A 21,709-nucleotide genomic window follows, 5' to 3' on the forward strand; every position below is an offset into this window, starting at 1 on the left:
GAGCGCCTACGACCCGCGGTAGCTGCTGAACGCGAACGGGCTCAGCAGCAGGGGCACGTGGTAGTGCTCGTCGCCCCCGACATCGAACTCGAGGGTCACCTCGGGAAAGAACCCCGCCTTGTCGGTCGAGGCGAAGTAGCTCCCGGTGTCGAAGATGAGGCGGTGCCGGCCCGGCTCGAGAGCGTCGGGTCCGAGCGTCGACACGCGGCCGTCGGCATCCGTCGCGGCGATGGCGAGGGGCACCCACGTGCCGTCGCTGCGCCACGAGAGCGCCACGGGCACCCCCACAGCGGGTCGGCCGAGGGCGGTGTCGAGAACGTGGGTGGTGACGTGGCTCACTGGGGATCTCCGTAGGTTTTTTCGAGGCGGATGAGGGCGATGTCGCGGAGTTCACTGCCGACGAGGGCGAGCTCCGAACGCTCGTCGAGGTCGAGGCGGCGCTCGAGTTCTTCGAGGATCTCGCGCTTCGACCTGCCGGCGGCGCGGATGAGGAAGATGCGCCCGAAGCGGTCTTCGTAGCGACGGTTGCCTTCGGCGATGGCCGCGGCGAGCACCTCGTCGTCGGTCGCGCTGCTCGACGCCGCACCGAGCGAAGCCTGTTCCGTGCGGGAGAACGCCGCCGCCGCGCCGTCACCGGTGGGGCGTTCGCCGATGCGCGGATGGTGCGCCATCGCCTCGTCGATCTCCGATTCGCTCAGCGGCGTCGCGGCGCTCGCGGCGACACCCAACAGTTCGTCGAGGTCGGCGAACGGAGCAGACGCGGCGACCTCGTCGACCCACCGCGCGACCCCGAGTGCGGCCTCCAGGTCGCCCCGGAGGGCGGCTTCCGTCTCACCGATCACGCGCATCGACCTCCCGTCGGTGCCGCTTTCCGGCACCGGTCGCTATAACTGTAACGATGACCTCCGATGTCCCGGCCGACGCGCCGCCGCGCCCGACACAGTCTCCGGCGCAGCCCGGCTGGGTGCTCGGCGCCGTGCTCGCGGCGGGAGCCGGGCGCCGCTTCGGCGGCCCCAAGGCCCTCTCGCGCGACTCCGACGGTGTGCCATGGGTGCACCTCGCCACGACCGCGCACCTCGCGGGCGGTCTTCCCCGCGTCGTCGTGGTGCTCGGAGCCGAATACGACGCGGCGCGCGAGTTGCTGCCCCACGACCCGCGCATCACAGCGGTGATCGCGCACGACTGGGGGCGGGGCCAGTCCGCGTCGCTCGCCGCCGCACTCCGAGCCGCCGAGTCGACGGATGCCTCCGCCATCCTCGTGACACTCGTCGACCTCCCCGGCCTGCCGCCGAGTTCCGTCGCGAGGCTCCTCGAGACCGCGGTGCGCGCGGGGCTCCACCGCGCCCTCGCGCAAGCGACGTTCGACGGTCGCCCCGGGCATCCGGTGGTCGTCGGGCGCGATCACTGGGCAGCGCTCGTCGCGAGTCTGGGCGGCGACTCGGGCGCGCGCGACTACGTGCGGGCGCACGACGCGGAGTTCGTGGAATGCGGCGACCTCGGCGACGGCACGGACGTCGACACCCGCGACGCCGTCACTCCAGCGCCGCGTCGAGCGCCTCACTGAGCGCCTCACTGAGCGCCTCCCACGCGAGCGTCGCGCAGCCCGCGCGCAGCGGGAGACGCCCGATGCCCGCGAACGCGACGGCGTCGCCGAGACGCTCGTCGTAGCGCAGAGCGTCGCCAGGGTCGAGAGGGTCGAAGGCGGGGTCGACGTCGCGATCGCGCACGAGATCTCCGAACGCGACGGCGAGCGCGGCGAGTTCGGCGGGCGACCGACCGGGGGCCAGTGCGGCGAGGGCCGACGCCGAGGCCATCGACACCGTGCATCCGCGACCGTGCCACGTGACGTCGGCGATCGTGACCCCGGCGATCGTCCCGTCGACCGTGCCACCAGTGCCACCCGTCAGCGTCACGGCCATACGCACTTCGTCTCCGCAACTCGGGCTGCGGAGCACCGGGGTGTCTGCCGCGACCTCTCCCGCACCGTGCCGCACCCGGTCGAGCTCGACGATGAGGGCTTCGCGCGGGTCGGTCATCGCGCGGCGAGCTCCCGCACGGTGCCCTCGAACGCGTCGAGGGCGGCGGCGACATCCTCGACCGTGACCGCCTCGTCGGGGTGGTGGCTCACTCCCCCGGCGCAGCGCACGAAGAGCATCGCGAAGTCGGTGAGGGCCGAGACCGCGACACCGTCGTGGCCCGCGCGACTGTAGAGCGCCATCGGCGCGTCGTCGCCCGTGCTGCGGATGCCCGCGGCGATCCCATCGCGCAAGTGCGGGGCGCACTGCGCGGCGTCGGCGCGGTAGATCTCGACGGCGTCGAACTCGAGCGTCCGCCGCGCGCAGATGTCGGCCGCGGCCTCCTGGATGCGCTGCCAGCATTCGTCGCGCACCGCATCGTGCTCGGCTCTCACATCGAGGCTGAAGTCCACGCGGCCGGGGATGACGTTGACTCCCCCGGGGTAGGCCTGCAGTTTGCCGACGGTTCCGATCGTGTCGAGCTCTTTCGAGATCGTCTCGACCGCGATCACGAGTTCGCTCGCGCCGACGAGCGCGTCGCGACGGCGGTCGTACGGTGTTCCGCCGGCGTGACCCGCGTGGCCGGTCATCGTGAGCGAGAAGCGTCGCGCTCCCGCGATCGAGGTGACGACCCCGAGGGCGCGGTCCGCGTCTTCGAGGTGCGGCCCCTGCTCGATGTGCGCCTCGAGGTAGCCCACGAGTTGCTCGGGCCGGCGGAACGCGCTCGGGAGCCGCGCCGGGTCGAGCCCGAAGTCCTGAAAGGCCTCGAAGAGCGAGATGCCGTCGCTGTCGCGCAGCTCCCACCACGCGTCGTCCCAGGTTCCCGCGAGCGCCCGGCTGCCGAGAAGAGCCGTGCCGAAGCGCGTGCCCTCTTCGTCGCTGAACGCGACGACCTCGAGGGCGAAGGGCAGAGCGGATGCGTGCGGCCGAACCCTCGAGGCCACCTCGATCGCGAGCAGCACTCCGAGCATGCCGTCGTAGCGTCCCGCGTCGGGCACCGTGTCGATGTGAGAGCCGAGGAGGAGGGCGGGGAGCCCGTCGACGCGGCCCTCGATCCTGCCGCACTGGTTGCCCGCGGCATCCTGCCACGTGGTGAGTCCCGCCTCGCGCATCCAGCCCTCGACGACGTCGTTCGCCGCCCGATGTTCGGGCGAGAGGTGCACGCGCTCGAGGCGCTCGGGTGTGACGGTGATGGTCGCGAGTTCGTCGCAGCGCGCCATGATGCGCTCCGCGGCGGCCGCGAGAGGGGGCGTCGTCACACGACCCCCGACGAAGCGTCAGCATAGAAGTCGAGTGCGGCGCCGACGCCGCCGCCCGGCGTCACCGACACTCCGCCCGTGCGCAGCACTTGCTCGAGCACGGCGAGGGTCGTGAGCACCGTGTCACGGCGGGCGTTGTAGCCCATGGTCCCGATGCGCCAGATGCGGCCGTGGAGCGGCCCGAACGACGTGCCGATCTCGATGCCGTAGTCGGTGAGCATCCCGGCGCGCGCGGCGTCGCCGTCGATCCCCTCGGGGATCTCGACCCCCACGACGTTGTTCATGCGATGGGTCTGGTCGCCGAAGAGGGTGAGGCCGAGACCGAGGAGCCCCTCGACCATGGCCGTTCCGTGCACGCGGTGACGCTCGACGGCGGCATCCATTCCCTCGTCGACGAGCAACCGTGCGCACTCGCGCGCCCCGTAGAGCATCGTGGTCGCCTCGGTGTGGTGGTTGAGACGCTTCTCGCCCCAGTAGTCCATGATCATCGCGAGGTCGAAGTAGTTGGAGCGGATCGGGTGGGCGCTCACCGGGTCGCCAGCGGCGCGGATGCCCGCTTCGACGCTCTTGCGCGCCGTGACGACCTCGACGGCGCGCGGCGAGAGCGTGATCGGGGCACTGCCCGAGGGCCCTGCGAGACACTTCTGCAGACCGGCGGTCACCGCGTCGAGACCCCACGCGTCGGTGCGGAACTCGTTTCCGGCGAGCGACGCCGTGACGTCGGTGTAGAAGAGCACCCCGTGTTCGGCGCAGATCGCGCCGAGCTCGTCGAGGGGCTGGGCCATCGTCGTCGAGGTGTCGCCGTGCACCACGGCGAGGAGCTTGGGCTTCACCTCGCGGATGGCGGCCTCAATCTGTTCCGGCGCGAACACGGTGCCCCACTCGGCTTCGAGCACGTGCACGTCGGCCCCGCAGCGCTCCGCGATCTCGCGCAGCAGATGACCGAACCGCCCGAAGATGGGCACGAGCACCCGGTCGCCCGGCTCGATGAGCGACACGAGGGCCGCCTCGATGCCGGCGCGCGAGGTGCCGTCGACGAGAAACGTCGCATCGTTGTCGGTGTCGAAGACGGTGCGGTAGAGCCCCATCGTCTCGGTCATGTACGCCGTCATCGCGGGGTCGTACTGGCCGACGAGCTGGGCGGACATCGCGCGCAGCACACGGGGGTCGGCGTTGATCGGGCCGGGCCCCATGAGCACGCGGGCGGGCGGGTCGATCTGCGCGCTCGTCATGGCTCGCTCCTCAGCTGTCGGGATGAGCCGATTCTAGAGCGGCCGTATTCCAGCGATGTTTCGCGCGCCGGCTGTGCGCTCACCACCTGTCGATAAGCTGACTCATGTGAGAGCCGCCGTCCAGCACGCATACACGCGGCTCCTCGTCGCGCTGTCGCTGACGGTCGTCGTCCTCGCTCTCGCGGGCGAACCCCAGGTCGCCGCCCTCGCCCTCGGCGGGGCCGCCGCCATCGTGATCGCGGTCGTCGTGCGTCACGCCGCCCTCACTCTCGTGACGACCGAGCGGATGCGCGGCATCGGCGGTCGCTCGCGCGAACACCGTCAGGTTCTCAGCCGTATGCCCGCGCCGCAGCATCCCGACACCGTCGGTCGTGCTCGCCCTCGAGCTCCCGGAGTACTGGTCTCGGTCGCCTGACCCCTCTTCCCGCGTGTGATTCGCGCGGGTCGGTGACGGGTGGGTGGCCACATGCCATCCCATCCGATCCGACTCGAGGACACCGTGAACTTCTACACCTTTCCGCCCATCGCGGCGGCGCTCGACGCCGCCCACTCCGCCGTCTCGGCTTTCGCCGACTTCCTCTCCCCCGTCGCCGGGGCGCACGCGACTGCGATCGCGATCATCCTCGCGGCCGTGCTCATCCGCACCCTGCTCATCCCCGTCGGAATCTCCACGGCGCGGGCCGACGCGGATCGGCGCCGACTGGCTCCGCAACTGCAGAGGCTGCGCGAGCGGTATCGCAAGAATCCCGAGCTCCTGCAGCGCAAAACGATGGAGCTCTACAGCACCGAGAAGGTGTCGCCGCTCGCGGGGTGCCTCCCCCTGCTCGTGCAAGCGCCCATCGTGAGCGTCGTCTACGGACTCTTCATCTCGCCCGAGATCAACGGCCACCCCAACCTGCTGCTCGGCGCACCGCTCCTCGGGGCACCGCTCGGCTCGTCGCTGCCCGTGTTCGTGGCCGCGGGCGCGTGGCCGGACATCCTCGTGGTCGTCGCCCTCCTCGTGATCATCGCCGTCGTGGCGTGGCTCACCAGGTGGGTGTCGATGCGGTGGCAAGCGCAAGCAGTCGCTGCCGCGCCGGCCCCGTCCGGAGCGACTGCGCAGCCCGCCGTACCGGGGATGCCCGCCGGCACCCTCGCCTTTCTCAGCTGGTTGCCGTTTCTCACCGTCGTCTTCGCGGCGATCGTGCCGCTCGCCGCGACCCTCTACCTCGCGGTCACGACGTCCTGGAGTCTCGCGGAACGGGTGCTCCTGCGGCGACGGTTCGACGCGCGGGCGACGCCGACGGGCTAGCGGCCGCGCGGTGCGGCGTTCGCGAGTTCGCGAGCGAACTCGAGCAGGTCGAGGTCGCTGCTTCGGGGCCCGACGACACACACCCCGACGGGGCCGGACTCGGTTTCGACGAGCGGCATCGACACCGCGGGCGCACCCAGGATGCCCGCGACACACGTGAGGCGCAGGGTGCCCGCTCGCGTCACCTCGTTCTCGTCCGGGGTCGCGCTCGCGAGTGGCGCGGCCGACGACGCCGAAGGCAGCACGAGGGTGCGGCCCGCGAGGCGCTCGTCGAGTTCGGCTCGGTAGCTGGCCACGTCGTCGCGGCCCCGCACCTCGTCGGCACTCGAGAACCGGGATGCCCACGCGAATCGCGCCGAGATCTCCGCGCCGAGAGCGCGGGGGTGGTCGGCGATCCAGGCCCCGTGGGTGCGCCACGCCTCGATGCCCTGCACCGTGCGGAACGCCTCGAACATGCCGTCGACGTCGGGCACGTCGATCTCGTCGACGGTGATGCCAGCAGCCGTCCAGGCGTCGATCACGGCCGCGACGCCCGCCCTCGACGCGGGATCGGCGAGCGCGAGCAGCGCGGGAGACACCGCGAGGGTGCGCGAGACGCGCGGCGCGGATGTCGCTTCCCGCGCCGCGACATCGCCGAGCGTCGCGCGCGCGGCGAGCATGAGAGTCTCGAGGTCGCGCGTGAGCCACCCGACCGTGTCGAACGACTCCGCGAGGGGGAGCAGTCCTGAGCGGTCGATCGCACCGTGGGTCGTGCGGATCCCCCACAGGCCCGAGTACGACGCCGGAACCCTGAGGGAACCCCCCGTGTCCGTTCCGAGCCCGATGTCGGCGTGCCCGAGCGCGACGGCCGACGCGGGTCCGTTAGACGAGCCCCCGGGGATTCCGCCGACGACGGCGGGGTTGGGCGGAGTGCCGTAGTGGGGGTTGCGGCCCGCGATGCTGTAGGCGAACTCGTCGGTCTGCGCGATGCCCGAGACATCCGCTCCCGCTTCGAGAAGCGCGACGACGGCGGGAGCGGTCCCGCTCTCGACCGCCGCGCCGTCGAGGTAGGCGGGAACACCCGCGCCGATCGGATGCCCGGCCACGGCGAAGAGGTCTTTCACAGCGACGCGGAGCCGTGCGAGCGACCCCGTGGCCGACCCGCGCACGAGCGGTGTTCCGACGGTGCGCCACACGCGCCGGTCGATCGCGGGTGCGGGGGCGGTCACGTGCGCGACCGCGATGGCCCACCCCGACTCGCTCCTGCGCCACAGCTGGGTCTGCTGCCCCCGACCGCCGCCGTGCGCCTCCGAGACCGTCACGACGACGGCGCTCTCGGGGGTGAGCGTGCGCACGTGGGTCTCGACGATGCTCCGTGCCGGAGTTCCCCCGCGCGAGCGCCGGAAGGCGGCGATGCGCTCGTGCCCGACGAGCAGACCGGATGCGTCTCCACGCAGGGTCTCGGAACCGGGTTCGAAGAAGGCGTCGAGGCGTGCGACGTCATCGGCCATGAGAGCGGCCTCGTAGGCGCGCACGGCGTCCATCAAACCGTGCGGCGCGGTCGAGATTCCCGTGTCTGCGGTCATTTCGTCAGCCTCCGAAATCACTCTTGCGGATGCGCGCGTGCGCGCCCGAAACGATATCGACCACTTGCGAGATGTTGAAGTCGGTCGCGGCGCTCAGGTAGGCGTAGGCGAGGTGCGCGTCCATCCCGTATCGCGCCTGCAGAAGCGCGATCGCCGCACGCACGCACTCGCGCACGGCTTCGTCGAGGTCGACGTCCATCCCCGTCGGCACGAGGAACTCGGTCGTCTCGGCGAGCGGCCCCGCGAGGGCACCGAACTCGCGCAGCGCGACATCCTGCGGCACGACCTCGAACTGCAGCTCGACACGGAGGGAGGCCTCGAGCGCGGTCAGGGCCACCTCGCCGTCTCCCTGCGCGAAGTGCGGGTCGCCGACGTAGGCGAGCGCGCCGGGAACCTGCACGGGCAGATAGAGGCTGCTCCCCGCCGTGAGGAGGTTGATGTCGATGTTGCCCCCGTGCGGTCCGGGCGGAACGGAGTGCGGCCGCTCGCCGCCCGCGACGGCGACGCCCATGATGCCGAGGAACGGCGCGAGGGCGAAGCTCACGCGCTCATCGCTCCCCTCCCGCCGCGGGATCGAACCGCGCCCCTCGGCGTCGACGGCGGCGAAGACGCTCACCGGGTCGGGGCCCGCGGGGTACTCCCCCGGGAGAGCTCCGCGCGAGTGCCGGTTCGAGATGACGCCGTATGGCACCCGGTGCCGCGTCTCGAGCACGGAGATCTTGAGCAGGTCTCCCGGGTGTGCGCCGCGAACCCGGATCGGACCGCTCACGACGTGGGGGCCGTCGGTGCGCGGGTCGCGCCCGCCCTCGCGAGCGGCGACCTCGACGGCGTCGCGCAGCACCGAGTCGGCCGCGACGCCGAAGCGACCGAAGAACGCCTCGGGGTCGCGCCCCTGGTCGTCGAGGATGCCCTCGTGACTGAGGGTGTCGATCGTCGCCGTCTCGCCAGACTCGAGCGTGAGCACGGGCGAATCCCCCGCGCACGGCAAGCGCCCCCAGAGGTACGATCCGGGCTCCACCGGCAGGTAGGCCCCGTCGCGGATGTCTCCGACCCCCGCGTCGAGGGGCCGCTGCTCTCGCCCGGGCACACGGCCACTCGTCGCTGATCCGCTCACATCGACCGCCTGTCCGGTAGCAACTTCGAGTCCCACTACTGTGTGAGAACAGTACCGCCCGTTGTCACGACGCTCGCGCGCGGTGCTCGGCCCCGCTCACTGCCCGCGACGACACCCCGGGAGACCCCGTGCTGAAACGGCTCCGCAGCAACCCCTCCGGTCTGCACCTCGTGCTCATGCTCGCTTTGACGTTCTCGACGGGCGTCATCGACGCCGTCGGCTACCTCGGCCTCGATCGTGTCTTCACGGGCAACATGACGGGCAACGTCGTCATCCTCGGCATGGGTCTCGTCGGTGCCGACGACCTCCCCATCGTCGGCCCGTTCATCGCCCTCATCGCCTTCATGCTCGGCGCCCTCGTCGCCGGGCGCACGCTGCGTCCGGTCGAGGCCGGGTGGACGACCCACTCCACGTGGTTGTTCACGATCGTCGGCGCGATCATCGCCGCCGCCGCCGTCGCGGCGTTCGTCGTCGGCACGGGCATGCCGCAGTGGCTCGAGTTCACCATCACGGGCGCCCTCGGCCTCGCCATGGGTCTGCAGGCCGGCGCGGCGCGGCACATCGCGGTGAAGGATGTCACGACCGTCGTCGTGACCTCGACGCTCGTCGGTCTCGCCTTCGATTCGCGCTTCGGTGGCACGGCCAAACAGCAGTGGAAGCGCCGCCTCGGTGCCGTGCTGCTCATCGGTGCCGGTGCGGCCGCGGGTGCCGCCCTCCTGCGCCTCGACCTCGGTTGGGGCATGGCGCTCTCGGCCGCGATCAGCATCCTCGTGGCGATCGTCGGACACCTCGGCCGCCCCGCCCCCGCGCCGACGCCCGACGTCGAGGGGCGCGCGAGCGCGGCCTGACGAGCGACCTCACGGCATCCCCGACCTCGTCGGAGGTGTCGAGATCGCTCCGACGCGTTTCGCAACACGGGCCCCAGGGCATTGACAGGCGCGCCCGTGCCCTGCTGAATGGACGCACGGTGCGAAACTCTTCTTCTTCTCGTCACCGGCCGTCTCGCTTCGTGGGGAATGCGCGACCTGTCGGCCCGGCACGACGGTCTCTCGCCGCAATAGCTATTGCGGCGCTCTTCGTGACCCTGCAACTCGGGCTCGTCGTGCCGTCGGCGACCGCGCAGGGCGACCCGAGCCCCGAGCCTCCCGCTTCGGCGCCGCTCGAACCGACGACGATCTCCGCCCCCGCCTTCTCCGGCACCGGCGGCGCCGCGGTGACCGGCTCGAGAACACCGGGCAGTGCGGTGTCGGTGACGGCGGATGGGCGTGTCGTCTGCAGCATCCCCCCGGCGCAATCCGCGTCGTGGGCGTGCACCGTGACCCGGCTGCCCACCGGGGCGGGCCAGGAGATCGTGGCCACGGAATCCCCCGCCGCACCGACCGATCCAGCACCCCCCGCCGCGCGAACCACGATCGACGTGCTGCTGCCTCCTGTGCTCGACGGCAGCGGTGCCTCACTCACACCGGGTCTCGTCTCCGGCACGGGCAACCCGGGGTCGTTCGTGCGCGTCGTCGTCGCGGGCACCGTCGATGCCAACTGCTCTCGCGTGCCGGTCTCGACGCGGGGCACGTGGTCGTGCAGCGTCTCGGCCGAGGGCGGGCCGTTCACCGTGCGCGCGCAACAGGTCGATCCGGCGATCGGGGGCGGGCAGGCATCCGCCTTCTCGAACGCCCGGAACGTCACCGTCGACCGGACTCCCCCCGAGCCCGCCGTGATCGTCTCGCCCGCGGCGGGCGCTCGAGTCGGCAGCGAGCCCCTCGAGATCCGGGGCACCGGCGAGAACGGCGGCACCGTCGACGTCTACGTCGATGCCGTGCCCGTGTGTTCGACCACCACGAGCCGATCGGGGTGGTCGTGCGTCATCGGCGGCATGGCCGAGGGTGAGCGCTCGATCGTCGCGATCCAGCGCGACGCCGCCGGCAACTTCGCGTCGCCGAGCGCCCCGCTCACGCTCACGGTCGTGGGCGACGCCGCGGCGTCACCCGGCACGCCGACGCCCGTGCCGACGCCCGAGGGCGAGAGTCCCGACCCGGCCGAGCCGTCGGCCCCGGGCTCGCCGTCGTCCGAGCCCGAGACCGACGACGACCCCACACCGTCGCCATCGGACACGGCACCGCCGCCCGGAGTCGATGTTCTGCCGCCCCCCGCCGACGGCTCGGCGGACTGGGGCTCCCCCACCGAGTTCGGCAGCGCGCTCACATCGATCACCGACCGCGACTCCCTCGGTTCCTGGTGGGTGGCCCCCGCGTTCGGCGTGCTCTTCCTCGCCCTGTTCGCGATCCCGCTGCGGATGCTCGCGACGACCCTGCGAGGCCGCGTGCCTGTTCGCGCGGCGAGCCTGACCGGACGCAACCGGCCCCGCGCCGACCACGCGACCACCGTCAACCCCTGGCTCGCGGGAGCCGTGCCCCTCGGGATCGCGGCCGTCTTCATCGCCGTCTCGAGCGGCGTCGACAACGAGGTGCGCTACGCGCGGCTCGTGCTCGCGATCGTCATCGGGCTCTCCGTGCTCAACATCGTCGGGGGTGCGGTCGCGACGCGGCTGGGCGCCACGATGGCGAAGACCTCCACCCGCTTGCGGTTCATGCCGATCATGCTCGCCGCGGCAGTGACGACGGCGATCCTCTCGAGGTCGGTCGAGCTCGACCCGCCGATCATCGCGGGCGTGCTCATCGGGGCGTCTTTCGTCGCCGACACGGCCGTGCGCCGCCGCGCCGTCGTGAGCCTGACGCAGCTCGGGGCGGTCACGGTGCTCGGCGTGCTCGCGTGGCTCGGTCACGGGCTCGTTGGCACCCCGACGGGCTTCGTGAGCGCCCTCGTGAGCGAGAGCCTCGCCACGATCTGCCTCGCCGGGCTCGGCTCGGCCCTCGTGCTCGCGCTTCCGATCGGGTCGCTTCCCGGGCGCGTGCTGCTCGAGTGGTCTGCCCCCGTGTGGGCGCTCGTCATGGTCGTCGTCGCAGCCGCTGTCGCGACCGTCGTCGCGACCGGAGCGCCGGCGGCGGCGCTCGTTCCGTGGCTCGTGGCCGCCGCCGTATTCGCGGCGCTCAGCGCCGCGGTGTGGACGTACACGACCTTCGTTGCTCCGGCATACGCGCGCTGACGCGCGCGGGCCCGGAGCTCGCGGCTGAGGCCGCCCGCCCGTTCTCTCAGTCGACCCGTTCTCTCAGACGGTGAGGTCGTCGAATGACGTCGCCGGCCCACCCTCGTCGAGGGGGTACGCGGTGCGGTCTCGCGCGGACTTGAGCGCTCCGATCCGGCGCTCGATCTCGGCGACCGCGACGGTCGTGTCGATCTCGCTGGGCCTGTCGTCGGCCGGAGTGCTGATCACTTCGCTCGCCGGGCCGACCACGATATCGATCTCGACGACGCGCCCTTCCTCGTCGACGGTCGGCAGAGTGACGGCTTCGGAGTCCTCGCTCTTCGCCATCTCGGCGGTGAACTCGATGATGACATGCGCCATCTCGTCGGTGGTCACGAAAGTCTGGCTCGCGTACTTGAGTGTTCTCACGCTCTCATGGTGGCCCATCGCCGGGCCGATCGGCACCCCGTTGACTCTCCCGCCCGGCCGTGCGAGGCGCCCGCCGACGGTGCCCCCGGTGGGGTTCGAACCCACACTGTGACGATTTTAAGTCGCCTGCCTCTGCCGGTTGGGCTACGGGGGCGGAACGAGAAAGGGGCCGGTGCGCGAACGCGACCGACGCCTCCTTTCGTGACGAGAGTCAGCTCTTGGGGCGTGACGCGTACTCCGCGAAAGCGTCGCGAGGCGTCTCGCGCGCCTCGATCGACACGATGTCGCGCTTGAGCACGACGTTCAGTGCCCACACGACGAAGACCCGGATCTTGCGCTCCCACATGGGGATCGCGAGACCGTGGTATCCGCGGTGCATGACCCAGGCGATGAATCCCTTGAACGAGATCTTGCCCGACTGGAACACGCCGACGCCGAGACCGAGGGTCGCAACCGCACCGAGGTTGTCGTGGCGGTACTCCTTGGGCGCATCGCCGCGTAACGAACCGACGATGTTCTTGGCGAGGAGCTTGCCCTGGCGCACGGCGTGCTGAGCGTTGGGAACGCAGAAGCCGCCCACGCCCTTGCCCGTGAGGTCGGGCACGGCCGAGACGTCGCCCGAACCCCAGGCGTCGAGCACGACACCGTCGTCGTTGATGACGCGCAGGTCGGGCTGCACGCGCAGACGACCGCGCTCTTCGGTCGGGAGGTCGGTGTTGCGCAAGACGGGGTTCGCCATGACGCCGGCGGTCCACACGATGAGGTCGGACTCGAACGACTCTCCGGTCGAGAGCTCGATCTTTCCGCCGACGGCCGAGGTCAGTTGCGTCTCGAGGTGCACTTCGGCACCGCGCTCGGCGAGGTTCTTGAGCACCCAGTGGCTCGTCTTGAGCGACACCTCGGGCATGATGCGGCCCATCGCCTCGATGAGGTGGAAGTGGGTGTCTTCGAAGGCGAGCGTCGGGTAGTAGCGCAGGAGGGCGCTCGCGAGGCTGCGCAGCTCACCGAACACCTCGATGCCGGCGAATCCTCCGCCGACGACGGTGACGGTGAGTAGGCGGTCGCGCTCGGGGCCCTCGGGGAGGTTCGCCGCCCGCGCGAAGTTCGCCATGAGGCGGTCGCGGATCGCGGTCGCCTCCTCGATGGTCTTGAGGCCGATCGCCTCGTCGGCGACGCCCGGGATCGGGAACGTGCGCGACACCGAACCCGCGGTCACGACGATCTGGTCGTAGTCGATCTGCCAGGGCTCGCCGATCTCGGGCGTGATCGTCGCCGACTTGGTGGCGTGGTCGATCGCGGTGACGCGAGCGGTGATGACCTCGGTCTTCTCGAGGTGACGACGCAACGATACGACCGCGTGGCGCGGCTCGATCGATCCGGCCGCGACCTCGGGGAGGAAGGGCTGGTAGGTCATATAGGGGAGCGGGTCGACGAGGACAACCTCGGCTTCACCTCGCGTAAGCCACTTCTCGAGCCCGAGAGCAGTGTAAAAACCGGCGTATCCGCCGCCAACGATCAGGATTTTCGGCACTGACTTAATGTACACGCCCGTCTGCGGCCGTTTTGCGCCGTCGAACGACGAGAGCGCGCACGAGACCCCCGATGCTCACGCCGAACCCCGCGGCGAAGACGGCGATGACGAGCAGCGGGATCCCGACCGCGCGCACCGACTCGACCGTGGGCAGAACGACACCGAGAGGGTTGCCGACATCCACCGGCTCGCTCGCCGTCGTGACGGGAGGACCGGGGGCGGGCGCGGGGTCGGGCGCCTCGGTGCTCGGGTCGGGAGCGTCTGCACGGCGGTTGACCCTGATCCACTCCGCCAGGTCACCCATGGGGTTGGCGTCGACGGGGGCCACGGCATCGCCGACGGCCTTCGACGCGTTGATGAGACCGTAGCCGTAGATGGGGCTCGGAATCGTCGACCCGACCGGGTCGACCGTGCGGATCACGCGATTGATGACGTTCGTCGCATCGAGGTCGGGATAGGCCGACCGCACGAGCGCGACGAGGCCCGAGACGAGCGGCGCGGCGCCACTCGTGCCCGCCCACGCGCGGTATTCGTTGTCGGGGGCGGCCCCGACGAGACCCTCGCTCGGCGCCGAGACCGAGATCGTGATGCCCTGCGATGACGCGTCGAAGCTCGCCCTCCCGGTCTCGTCGACCCCCGCGACGGTCAAGACGCCGGGCATCGTCGCGGGGGCGCCGACGACGGATGTTCCGCTCCCCCGGTTGCCCGCGGCCGCGACGACGACGACGTCGTTCTCCATCGCGTAGAGGAAGGCGTCGTCCCAGCTCTCCGGCCACTCGAGCGTGTTGCGGGTGAGCGACATGTTGATGACGTCGGCGCCGTTGTCGACCGACCAGCGCACGGCATCCGCGATCTGCTCGTCTGAGCCGCGCGTGCCGACACCGAAACCCACCGAGACGGCGAGGATCTTCGCCTCCGGAGCGACGCCGATGACGCCGTCACCGCCGCCCGGTCCGTGCCCCTGCCCCGCGAGGAGCGACGCGACCATCGTGCCGTGTTCGGGACCGTCGCCGACCGGGGTCTGACCGTCGGCGGAACCGACGCCGGAGACATCCGTTCCGCCCACGACAGTGCCGACGAGGTCGGGGTGACTTCCGTCGACCCCCGTGTCGATCACGGCGACCGTGACGCCGGCGCCGCGCGTCGTCGACCAGGCATCCGAAATTCCGTAGTCGGCGAGCCAATACTGGCGGTCCCGCACCTCGTCGGCGGCGGCCGGGAGCGCGACGACGAAGGTCGAGCTGACGACCGCGACGAGCGCCACGAGCGCGGCGCCGCGGCGGGAGGCCCCGGTCACGGTGAGTCCGTGACGCACTCGCACCGGTCGGGCGACCACGACGCGCGCTCGAGTGCGAGGTCGCCGATGGGGTTGACTCCGGGGCCCGCCGCGAGGGAATGACCGACGAGGGCGTGCAGGCACTTGACCCGCGTGGGCATCCCACCGGCCGAGATGCCCTCGATCTCGGGCACGTCGTCGAGCGTCGCGCGGTCTGCGAGATAGGCCTCGTGCGCGCGGCGGTAGGCAGACGCGGTGTCGTCGTCGGAGAGCAGAGCGGCGAGCTCGGGCATGACCGCGGTCGCCTCGAGGGTCGAGACCGCCGCGGTCGCCGCGGGGTGGCTCAAGTAGTAGAGGGTCGGAAACGGCGTGCCGTCGTCGAGTCGCGGCTGGGTCGCGACGACCGTGGGCCTGCCGCACACGCAGCGAGCGGCGATGCCGACGACACCGCGCACGGGGCGACCGAGCTGCGCGGTGACCGTCGCGATGTCGGCGGGGGTCGCTTCGTCGAAGGGCGGAGTGGGCATGTCAGCCCTCCTCGGATGGTGCATCGGGTGCCGGTTGTTCGGGTGCCGGCACTTCGGGGGCCTGCTCGTCGGGAGCGGGGGTGTCGAGCGACGGCGACACGATTTCGCCCGCGGGGGCGTCGGTGAGAGCTGCCGTGAGCACGGAGGAGAAGAGTGACGAGACCCAGTCGACATCCGTGGTCTGGATGTCGTCGCTGATCGGGAGTCCCTCGGCATCGGTCGGCGTGCTGCCGTCGTCGATCACGAGAAAGCTCAGTTCGCCGGGATACACGTAGTCGAGTCGTTCGCGCGCGAGCGACTGGAGGTAGCTCGGGTCGTCCCACCTGGCCCGCTCGGCTTCGAGGTCGTCGACCTCGGCCTGCTGGCGCTCGACCTCGGCGGTGAGCGCCGCGATCTCCTGCCGCTGCTCGACGAGGATGCGCAGACTCGGCGCGAGAACGACGACCGTGAGGATCACGAGGGTCAACACGGCAATCGTGAAACCCGAGAGTCGGATGCTGCGCAACCACGCCGCGGGGCCGATGTCGGAGGTCGGCAGCGCAACCGGAACCCTCCGGGTGCGCTGCCGACTCTTCATGACCTCAGACTAAGCCGCGCTCAGTTCGAGAAGCGTGGGAACGCGCTGCGCCCCGCGTAAACGGCTGCGGCGCCGAGCTCTTCTTCGATGCGGAGCAGCTCGTTGTACTTCGCGACGCGCTCGGAGCGGGCCGGGGCGCCGGTTTTGATCTGACCCGAATCGGTGGCGACCGCGAGGTGCGCGATCGTCGTGTCTTCGGTCTCTCCCGAGCGGTGCGACAGCACGGCGGTGTAGCCGCTGCGCTGCGCGAGCGTGACGGCGTCGAGGGTCTCGGTGAGCGTGCCGATCTGGTTGACCTTGACGAGGATCGAGTTGGCGGAGCTGAGCCCGATGCCCTTCGCGAGGCGCTTGGGGTTGGTGACGAAGAGGTCGTCGCCGACGATCTGCACCTTGTCGCCGATCTCGGCGTTGAGCTGAGCCCAGCCCTCCCAGTCGTCTTCGTCGAGCGGGTCTTCGATCGTCACGAGCGGGTAGCTCGAGACGAGGTCGCCGTAGTAGGCCGACATGTCGCCCGCGCTGACCTTCTTGCCTTCGAAGAGGTACGAGCCCTTCTCGAAGAACTCGGTCGCGGCGACGTCGAGGCCGAGCGCCATGTCTTTTCCGGGCGTGAAGCCGGCTTTCGAGATGGCCTCGACGAGGAGGTCGAGGGCCGCGCGGTTGCTGTCGAGGTTGGGGGCGAAGCCACCCTCGTCGCCGAGGCCCGTGCTGAGACCCTTGCTGTGGAGGATCGACTTGAGGGCGTGGTAGGTCTCCACTCCCCAGCGGAGGCCCTCGGAGAAGGTGTCGGCTCCGACGGGCAGGATCATGAACTCCTGGATGTCGACGTTGCTGTCGGCGTGCGAACCACCGTTGATGACGTTGAGCATCGGCACGGGGAGGGTGTGCGCGTTGGGGCCACCGACGTAGCGGAAGAGCGGCAGGTCCGACGAGTCGGCCGCGGCCTTCGCGACGGCGAGCGAGACTCCGAGGATGGAGTTGGCGCCGAGTCGCTTCTTGTTGTCGGTTCCGTCGAGAGCGATGAGGGTCTCGTCGAGCACGCGCTGGTCGGTCGCGTCGATTCCCTCGACCGCGGCGGCGATCTCGCCGTTGACGGCGTCGACGGCCTTCGTGACACCCTTGCCGAGGTAGCGCTTCTTGTCGCCGTCGCGCAGCTCGTAGGCCTCGAACGCTCCCGTGGACGCTCCCGATGGCACGGCCGCGCGCGACACGGTGCCGTCTTCGAGCAACACCTCGACCTCGACGGTCGGGTTGCCCCGGCTGTCGAGAATCTCGCGGGCTCGTACTACCTCGATCGCTGACACCAGAGATCTCCTTCGTGTGGGGGTTTTGTGGCTGATGATCACGCGCGAACAGACCTCGCGCGTGCCCTCGACATCCTACTCGGGGGAGGGAAACGGTCGACGGCGAGGGGGGCGCGCGCGGCCCGAGGATCAGGCGAGCGGCCGCAGCTCGAGGTCGGCGATCGTCTCGGTCGACGAGGTGACGGTCGCGACCGACGCGAACCCGGCCGCCGCGAGCGACGCGAAGAGCGGCTTGACGTTGCGGGGCTTGCGCTCGAGTCGAACGCGCGCGCCCGTCTCGATGAGCGCGGTCTTGAGCTTCACGAGGCGAGCCGGGTCGACGTCCGGGTCGGCGACGAGCGCGACCGAGTCGCGGTCGTCGCTCGCGTCGGCCTCGAGGAGGTCGACGATGCGCTCGAACCCGATCGAGAATCCGGCGGCGGGCACGGGCGTGCCGAGGAACCGCCCGATCATGCCGTCGTACCGGCCACCACCACCGAGAGCGCTCGACGACGAGGGGTGCGCGATCTCGAAGATCGTTCCCGTGTAGTAGCCCATCCCCCGCACGAGAAACGGGTCGAAGACGAGCTCGACGTTCGAGCCGAGGGCGTCGATCGCGGCTCCGAGCGAGGCGAGCTCGTCGATGAGGCCCGCGTCGACGTCGGCGGGCACGGCGCGCGCGATCGACTCCCGCCCGAAGCGTGCGGTGCCCGTGTCGGATGTCTGCGCCGCGAGCAGGTCGTCGAGCGCGGCGATCGCGCCCGCGTCGACACCGCGCTCAGCGAGTTCGGCGACGACACCGCCCCGGCCGATCTTGTCGAGTTTGTCGACCGTGATGACGATGCTCGCGTGGTCGGACTCGGCGAATCCGAGTGACGAGAGCATCGCCGTGAGGATGCGCCGGTCGTTGATGCGGATCGAGCACCCGTCGAGTCCGAGGCTCTCGAGAGTCGCGATCGTCGCCGCGATGAGTTCGATCTCGGCGATCGCCCCCGACTCGCCGACGATGTCGATGTCGCACTGCACGAACTGACGGTAGCGACCCTTCTGCGGGCGCTCCGCTCGCCAGACCGGAGCGATCTGGATGGAGCGGAACACCGTCGGGAGCTCGGCGCGGTGGGACGCGTAGAAGCGCGCGAGCGGAACCGTGAGGTCGAACCGGAGACCGAGGTCGGCGAGGTCGAGCGGGTCGGTCGCCGCCCGGAGGTCGTCGGGGGTGAGGCCGCGCTTGAGCACTCCGAAGGCGAGCTTCTCGTTGTCGCCACCGAGACCCGCGTGCAACCGTGCACTGTCTTCCATGACGGGCGTCTCGATCTCGTCGAAACCGTGAGCCGTGTAGACCCGGCGGATCTTCGCGAGCACGTGCTCCCTGCGGCGTTTCTCGGCGGGGAGGAAATCGCGCATTCCGCGCGGCGGGGAGACGGGAGAAGCCATGACCCGATTCAACCAGAGCGCGAGCAGGGCCTCGCGCTCACGTCGCGGCGCGCGCCCGCTCGATGAGATCGGTCAAGCGGTGACGGTAGACCTCGACCATCGCGTCGAAAGCCTGCCGAGTGGCCTCGATCTCGCCGAGGAGCACGAGGTCGTATTGGAAGCCGTACATGATGTTGACCATCGCCCGCGCTTCGACGCGAGCCGTGTCATCCGGGATTCCGAGCTCGCACAGGCCTTCGGAGACGAGTTCGTACCAGCCGCCGAGCGTCGACCGCTCGCCGACCGGCACGTGGTCGATGGCTTGGAGCATTCCGGCCTCGACCTCGAGGCGATGGAGGTACCTGTTGGTGGGCTCGAGGGTCCACTCCCAATAGCGGTAGATGCCCTCGAGGTATTCGTCGACGCTCGTCGCGTTCAATTCGATGTCGCCGAACCCCCGACGCTGCCGGTCTCCGATGGCCTGCACGATCTCGGCGACGAGGTTGCTTTTGGTTCCGAAGTGGTAGACGACCGCGAAAGCGCTCACGTCGAGGTGGTCGGCGATGGCGCGGAAGGTCACCGAGGAGAGGGGCTTGTCGGCGAGGTAATCGAGGATGTCCGAGAGCAATTGCGGCTTGCGCTCGGGGTCGGGGCGGCGTGACATCGGCGGCATCCTCATCGTCGGGTCTGTCTGGGGGGATCGCAGCGTCGCGAACCCGACTAACCATAACAACTGTTTGCCGAATTGTCGTCAACGAGATAGGGTGTGTGCGAAAGGGCATTCGGGTTGCCCTTTCACTCAGGGTCAAGTGCGCTTTCGGGTAGTTGCGCCTGACCCGCCGGCAGGTTCCGGGCCACGCTTCCCGTTCGCGGGAACGTCGCGCCCACTGCCAGGATGCCCTCCCCAGCCCCCCTCGGGAGGGCATCCACCTCAGCGCTGCGCGGGTGACTCCGCCGCACGGATGTCGGTGCGGAGGTCACGCAGCGCCCCGCGCAACGCACGCTCGGGATCGAGGCCGGCCGAGCGGGCATCCGCGACGATCGAGAGCAGGAGCGATCCGAGCGCCTCCTCCGACTCGGGCGACGCGACGGATTCCGAAACGGGTGGGGTCGGTGTGGCCGGGGCCACGCCCACGCGTTCCGCGCGCCCGACGAGCTTCGCGGCGAGGAGCAGCGATGGCATCGCGAGCGGGATGCCGTCGAGCACGCTCGTGCGACCCGGTTTCTCCACGGCCTTGACGTCTTCCCACAGGGCCACGACATCCGCAGCGGTCTCCGCCGTCGACTCGGCGAACACGTGGGGATGACGACCGACCATCTTCGCCGTCATGCGCTCGGCGACATCCTCGATGTCGAACGAGCGATCGGTCGCGTGAGCGGCGATGTCGGCGTGGAAGATCACCTGGTAGAGCACGTCGCCGAGCTCCTCGACGAGGTCGTCGCGCGAGCCGGACTCGATCGCCTCGACGAGTTCGTAGGTCTCCTCGAGGAGGTATTGCACGAGCGACTCGTGGGTCTGCTCGCGATCCCACGCGCAGCCACCCGGAGCGCGCAACCGCGCGAGAACAGCGATGAGCTCGTCGAGTCGGGGGTGCGGAGCGTCGGTCATGGCTCCATCGTCGCAGACCCGTCGTCCGCCGCCCCGTCGTCCGCCGCCCCGTCGTCCGCCGCCCCTCCCGATGCGGATGCCGCGCGCCCGGGCATCGCGAGGGCCACGGCGACGACCGCTACCGCGCTGATGGCCACGCCCACGAAGACGCTCGTCGACCCCGCCTGCACCGCTTCGGGCGCTGTCGGGTCGGTGCCGACCGAGGCGAAGAGCGCGTTGGCGACCGCCCCGAAGACGGCGACGCCGACCGCGCTGCCCATCGAGCGGGCGAAGAGGTTGGTGCCCGTGACGACTCCGCGCTCGTTCCACTCGACGCTCGACTGGGCGGCGATGAGGCTCGGGGTGGCGACGAGCCCGAGCCCGAGGCCCACGACGAAGCTACTCGCCGCGACGAGGGGGATCGACGGGTCGCCTGCAGAAGCGACGAGCGCGAGCGCTCCCGTCGTCGTGATGACGCTCCCCGTGAGAACCGTTGCCCGGAAACCGAACCGCAAGTAGAGCCGTCCGGAGAGCGATGCCGAGATCGGCCACCCGATCGTGAGGGCAGCGAGGGTGAGCCCCGCCGTCAGCGGCGAGACGTCGAGCACGCCCTCGAGGTAGGTCGGCACGTAGGAGGTCAGACCGATGAGGATCGCCCCGACCCCCACCGACACGAGCGCCGTCACCCCGAGGAGCCGGCGGGAGAGAACCCACAGCGGCAACACGGGCTCGTCGGCGCGCCGCTCCGCGAACACGAAGGCGAGGAGCAGCAGACCACCCGCGGCGAAGACGGTGAGGCTCTGCGGCGAGTTCCACGCCCAAGCCTGACCGCCCTCGAGGATGCCGAGGATCACGAGGGTCAGGCTCGCGGCGAGGAGGGCAGCACCGAGGTAGTCGATGCGGTGCCTCCGGGGTTCGAGGGTCTCGTGATACTGGCGCACGAGAAGCACCCCCGCCGCGATGCACAGGGGGATGTTGATGAAGAAGATCCAGCGCCAGGACACGAACTCGGAGAAGACCCCGCCGAGGGTCGGTCCGACGACCGAGGAGATCGCCCAGACACTCGCGAGATAACCCTGCACTTTCGCGCGTTCCCGGAGCGTGTAAATGTCCCCCGCGATCGTGATGGCGATGGGCTGCACGGCGCCCGCCCCGAGCCCCTGCACGGCGCGGAACACGATGAGCGACGTCATGTCCCACGCGAACCCACACAGGACCGACCCGACGAGGAACAGACCGATGCCGACGAGGATTATGGGCTTGCGCCCCACGGTGTCGGCGAGCTTGGAGAAGATCGGCACCGAGACCGCCTGGCCCAGGAGGTAGATCGAGAACAGCCACGGGAACTGTGCGAAACCGCCGAGCTCGGAGACGATCGTCGGCACCGCCGTCGCCAGGATGGTCGCGTCGATCGCGACGAGCCCCGTCGTGACCATGAGGGCGATGAGCACCGGGCCGCGATCGGAGGTGAAGCCGACACCGGCGGAAGATTTTCTGGTCACGGTGTTCCATCATGGATGCGATGCCTCCCCC

General features: G+C 70.4%; 22 protein-coding genes and 1 tRNA gene. 5 read left to right on the plus strand and 18 right to left on the minus strand.

The annotated features are described in order from the left end of the window. Nucleotides 1-6: 6 nt before the first annotated feature. The gene (gene uraH, locus ACLHG5_RS07390) at nt 7-339 is read right to left on the minus strand and encodes a hydroxyisourate hydrolase (protein ID WP_411318285.1); all 333 of its coding nucleotides are present in this window, start codon (nt 337-339) and stop codon (nt 7-9) included. Further along, a complete protein-coding gene (gene uraD / locus ACLHG5_RS07395; protein ID WP_411318286.1) occupies nt 336-842 on the minus strand; it encodes a 2-oxo-4-hydroxy-4-carboxy-5-ureidoimidazoline decarboxylase in 507 nt (168 codons plus the stop codon). The genes uraH and uraD overlap by 4 nt, the downstream gene beginning before the upstream one ends. A gap of 56 nt (nt 843-898) precedes the next feature. Between uraD and ACLHG5_RS07400 the strand changes: the two genes are divergently transcribed. Continuing rightward, the gene (locus tag ACLHG5_RS07400; protein ID WP_411318287.1) at nt 899-1,564 is read left to right on the plus strand and encodes an NTP transferase domain-containing protein; all 666 of its coding nucleotides are present in this window, start codon (nt 899-901) and stop codon (nt 1,562-1,564) included. Here the strand turns inward: ACLHG5_RS07400 and ACLHG5_RS07405 are convergent. The 3 genes from ACLHG5_RS07405 to ACLHG5_RS07415 are packed head-to-tail and all read right to left on the minus strand — an operon-like array spanning nt 1,533 to nt 4,506. After that, nucleotides 1,533-2,036, minus strand: a complete 504-nt coding sequence (locus ACLHG5_RS07405; RefSeq protein WP_411318288.1) for an iron-sulfur cluster assembly scaffold protein — start codon at nt 2,034-2,036, stop codon at nt 1,533-1,535. The two genes, ACLHG5_RS07400 and ACLHG5_RS07405, sit on opposite strands and share 32 nt — an antisense overlap. After that, nucleotides 2,033-3,274: an allantoate amidohydrolase gene (locus ACLHG5_RS07410; protein WP_411318289.1), complete on the minus strand. Its 1,242-nt coding sequence runs from the start codon at nt 3,272-3,274 to the stop codon at nt 2,033-2,035. Before ACLHG5_RS07410 ends, ACLHG5_RS07405 begins: the two co-directional genes overlap by 4 nt. After that, nucleotides 3,271-4,506 carry a pyridoxal-phosphate-dependent aminotransferase family protein gene (locus ACLHG5_RS07415; RefSeq protein WP_411318290.1) on the minus strand — a complete coding sequence of 412 codons (1,236 nt, stop codon included), beginning with the start codon at nt 4,504-4,506 and terminating at the stop codon, nt 3,271-3,273. Before ACLHG5_RS07415 ends, ACLHG5_RS07410 begins: the two co-directional genes overlap by 4 nt. 106 nt (nt 4,507-4,612) lie before the next feature. Here ACLHG5_RS07415 and ACLHG5_RS07420 point away from each other — a divergent pair, with 106 nt between their 5' ends. Continuing rightward, nucleotides 4,613-4,921: a hypothetical protein gene (locus tag ACLHG5_RS07420; RefSeq protein ID WP_411318291.1), complete on the plus strand. Its 309-nt coding sequence runs from the start codon at nt 4,613-4,615 to the stop codon at nt 4,919-4,921. Between the two features lie 51 nt (nt 4,922-4,972). Further along, nucleotides 4,973-5,797 (plus strand): YidC/Oxa1 family membrane protein insertase, encoded by an 825-nt coding sequence (locus ACLHG5_RS07425; protein WP_411318292.1) that lies wholly within the window; start codon nt 4,973-4,975, stop codon nt 5,795-5,797. On the opposite strand, the gene ACLHG5_RS07430 is transcribed toward ACLHG5_RS07425, so the two are convergent. Together ACLHG5_RS07430 and ACLHG5_RS07435 are read right to left on the minus strand one after the other, a co-directional pair. Further along, nucleotides 5,794-7,362 (minus strand): AtzH-like domain-containing protein, encoded by a 1,569-nt coding sequence (locus ACLHG5_RS07430; RefSeq protein WP_411318293.1) that lies wholly within the window; start codon nt 7,360-7,362, stop codon nt 5,794-5,796. The genes ACLHG5_RS07425 and ACLHG5_RS07430 overlap by 4 nt on opposite strands. 4 nt (nt 7,363-7,366) lie before the next feature. Continuing rightward, the gene (locus ACLHG5_RS07435; protein ID WP_411318294.1) at nt 7,367-8,476 is read right to left on the minus strand and encodes an acetamidase/formamidase family protein; all 1,110 of its coding nucleotides are present in this window, start codon (nt 8,474-8,476) and stop codon (nt 7,367-7,369) included. A 128-nt stretch (nt 8,477-8,604) separates the two neighbouring features. Between ACLHG5_RS07435 and ACLHG5_RS07440 the strand changes: the two genes are divergently transcribed. Then, nucleotides 8,605-9,324 carry a YoaK family protein gene (locus tag ACLHG5_RS07440; protein ID WP_411318295.1) on the plus strand — a complete coding sequence of 240 codons (720 nt, stop codon included), beginning with the start codon at nt 8,605-8,607 and terminating at the stop codon, nt 9,322-9,324. Nucleotides 9,325-9,554: 230 nt separating this feature from the next. Further along, complete coding sequence (locus tag ACLHG5_RS07445; protein WP_411318296.1) at nt 9,555-11,576, plus strand: hypothetical protein; 2,022 nt, start codon at nt 9,555-9,557, stop codon at nt 11,574-11,576. A 63-nt stretch (nt 11,577-11,639) separates the two neighbouring features. Here ACLHG5_RS07445 and ACLHG5_RS07450 read toward each other — a convergent pair whose 3' ends face one another. From ACLHG5_RS07450 to ACLHG5_RS07500, 11 genes are all read right to left on the minus strand, one after another. Next, on the minus strand, nt 11,640-11,984 hold the full coding sequence (locus tag ACLHG5_RS07450) for a hypothetical protein (protein ID WP_411318297.1): 345 nt from the start codon (nt 11,982-11,984) through the stop codon (nt 11,640-11,642). Between the two features lie 80 nt (nt 11,985-12,064). Continuing rightward, nucleotides 12,065-12,138 (minus strand) — tRNA-Leu (locus ACLHG5_RS07455). Nucleotides 12,139-12,195: 57 nt separating this feature from the next. Beyond that, a complete protein-coding gene (locus ACLHG5_RS07460; RefSeq protein WP_411314813.1) occupies nt 12,196-13,515 on the minus strand; it encodes an NAD(P)/FAD-dependent oxidoreductase in 1,320 nt (439 codons plus the stop codon). A 4-nt stretch (nt 13,516-13,519) separates the two neighbouring features. Continuing rightward, nucleotides 13,520-14,812, minus strand: a complete 1,293-nt coding sequence (locus ACLHG5_RS07465; RefSeq protein WP_411318298.1) for a S8 family peptidase — start codon at nt 14,810-14,812, stop codon at nt 13,520-13,522. Further along, nucleotides 14,809-15,318: a DUF501 domain-containing protein gene (locus tag ACLHG5_RS07470; RefSeq protein ID WP_411314811.1), complete on the minus strand. Its 510-nt coding sequence runs from the start codon at nt 15,316-15,318 to the stop codon at nt 14,809-14,811. The genes ACLHG5_RS07465 and ACLHG5_RS07470 overlap by 4 nt, the downstream gene beginning before the upstream one ends. A 1-nt stretch (nt 15,319) precedes the next feature. Beyond that, nucleotides 15,320-15,895, minus strand: a complete 576-nt coding sequence (locus ACLHG5_RS07475) for an FtsB family cell division protein (RefSeq protein ID WP_411318299.1) — start codon at nt 15,893-15,895, stop codon at nt 15,320-15,322. A 20-nt stretch (nt 15,896-15,915) separates the two neighbouring features. Then, nucleotides 15,916-17,196, minus strand: coding sequence for a phosphopyruvate hydratase (gene eno, locus ACLHG5_RS07480; RefSeq protein WP_411314809.1), 1,281 nt, complete (start codon nt 17,194-17,196; stop codon nt 15,916-15,918). Nucleotides 17,197-17,325: 129 nt separating this feature from the next. After that, the gene (gene hisS, locus ACLHG5_RS07485; RefSeq protein WP_411318300.1) at nt 17,326-18,609 is read right to left on the minus strand and encodes a histidine--tRNA ligase; all 1,284 of its coding nucleotides are present in this window, start codon (nt 18,607-18,609) and stop codon (nt 17,326-17,328) included. 37 nt (nt 18,610-18,646) lie between these two features. Beyond that, nucleotides 18,647-19,252: a TetR family transcriptional regulator gene (locus ACLHG5_RS07490; protein WP_411314807.1), complete on the minus strand. Its 606-nt coding sequence runs from the start codon at nt 19,250-19,252 to the stop codon at nt 18,647-18,649. 267 nt (nt 19,253-19,519) lie between these two features. After that, nucleotides 19,520-20,197: a YabN family protein gene (locus ACLHG5_RS07495; RefSeq protein WP_411314806.1), complete on the minus strand. Its 678-nt coding sequence runs from the start codon at nt 20,195-20,197 to the stop codon at nt 19,520-19,522. Then, on the minus strand, nt 20,194-21,678 hold the full coding sequence (locus tag ACLHG5_RS07500) for an MDR family MFS transporter (protein WP_411318301.1): 1,485 nt from the start codon (nt 21,676-21,678) through the stop codon (nt 20,194-20,196). Before ACLHG5_RS07500 ends, ACLHG5_RS07495 begins: the two co-directional genes overlap by 4 nt. Between the last annotated feature and the right edge of the window lie 31 nt (nt 21,679-21,709).

The sequence above is a fragment of the Marisediminicola sp. LYQ85 genome (assembly GCF_046600695.1).
Taxonomy (GTDB): Bacteria; Actinomycetota; Actinomycetes; order Actinomycetales; family Microbacteriaceae; genus Marisediminicola.

Bases quoted from the DNA above. Each gene is read 5' to 3' on its own strand.
- ACLHG5_RS07400 (WP_411318287.1), top strand. From the start codon at position 899: ATGACCTCCGATGTCCCGGCCGACGCGCCGCCGCGCCCGACACAGTCT.
- ACLHG5_RS07405 (WP_411318288.1), bottom strand. From the start codon at position 2,036: ATGACCGACCCGCGCGAAGCCCTCATCGTCGAGCTCGACCGGGTGCGG.
- ACLHG5_RS07415 (WP_411318290.1), bottom strand. From the start codon at position 4,506: ATGACGAGCGCGCAGATCGACCCGCCCGCCCGCGTGCTCATGGGGCCC.
- ACLHG5_RS07425 (WP_411318292.1), top strand. From the start codon at position 4,973: ATGCCATCCCATCCGATCCGACTCGAGGACACCGTGAACTTCTACACC.
- ACLHG5_RS07430 (WP_411318293.1), bottom strand. From the start codon at position 7,362: ATGACCGCAGACACGGGAATCTCGACCGCGCCGCACGGTTTGATGGAC.
- ACLHG5_RS07470 (WP_411314811.1), bottom strand. From the start codon at position 15,318: ATGCCCACTCCGCCCTTCGACGAAGCGACCCCCGCCGACATCGCGACG.
- ACLHG5_RS07475 (WP_411318299.1), bottom strand. From the start codon at position 15,895: ATGAAGAGTCGGCAGCGCACCCGGAGGGTTCCGGTTGCGCTGCCGACC.
- hisS (WP_411318300.1), bottom strand. From the start codon at position 18,609: ATGGCTTCTCCCGTCTCCCCGCCGCGCGGAATGCGCGATTTCCTCCCC.
- ACLHG5_RS07490 (WP_411314807.1), bottom strand. From the start codon at position 19,252: ATGTCACGCCGCCCCGACCCCGAGCGCAAGCCGCAATTGCTCTCGGAC.
- ACLHG5_RS07495 (WP_411314806.1), bottom strand. From the start codon at position 20,197: ATGACCGACGCTCCGCACCCCCGACTCGACGAGCTCATCGCTGTTCTC.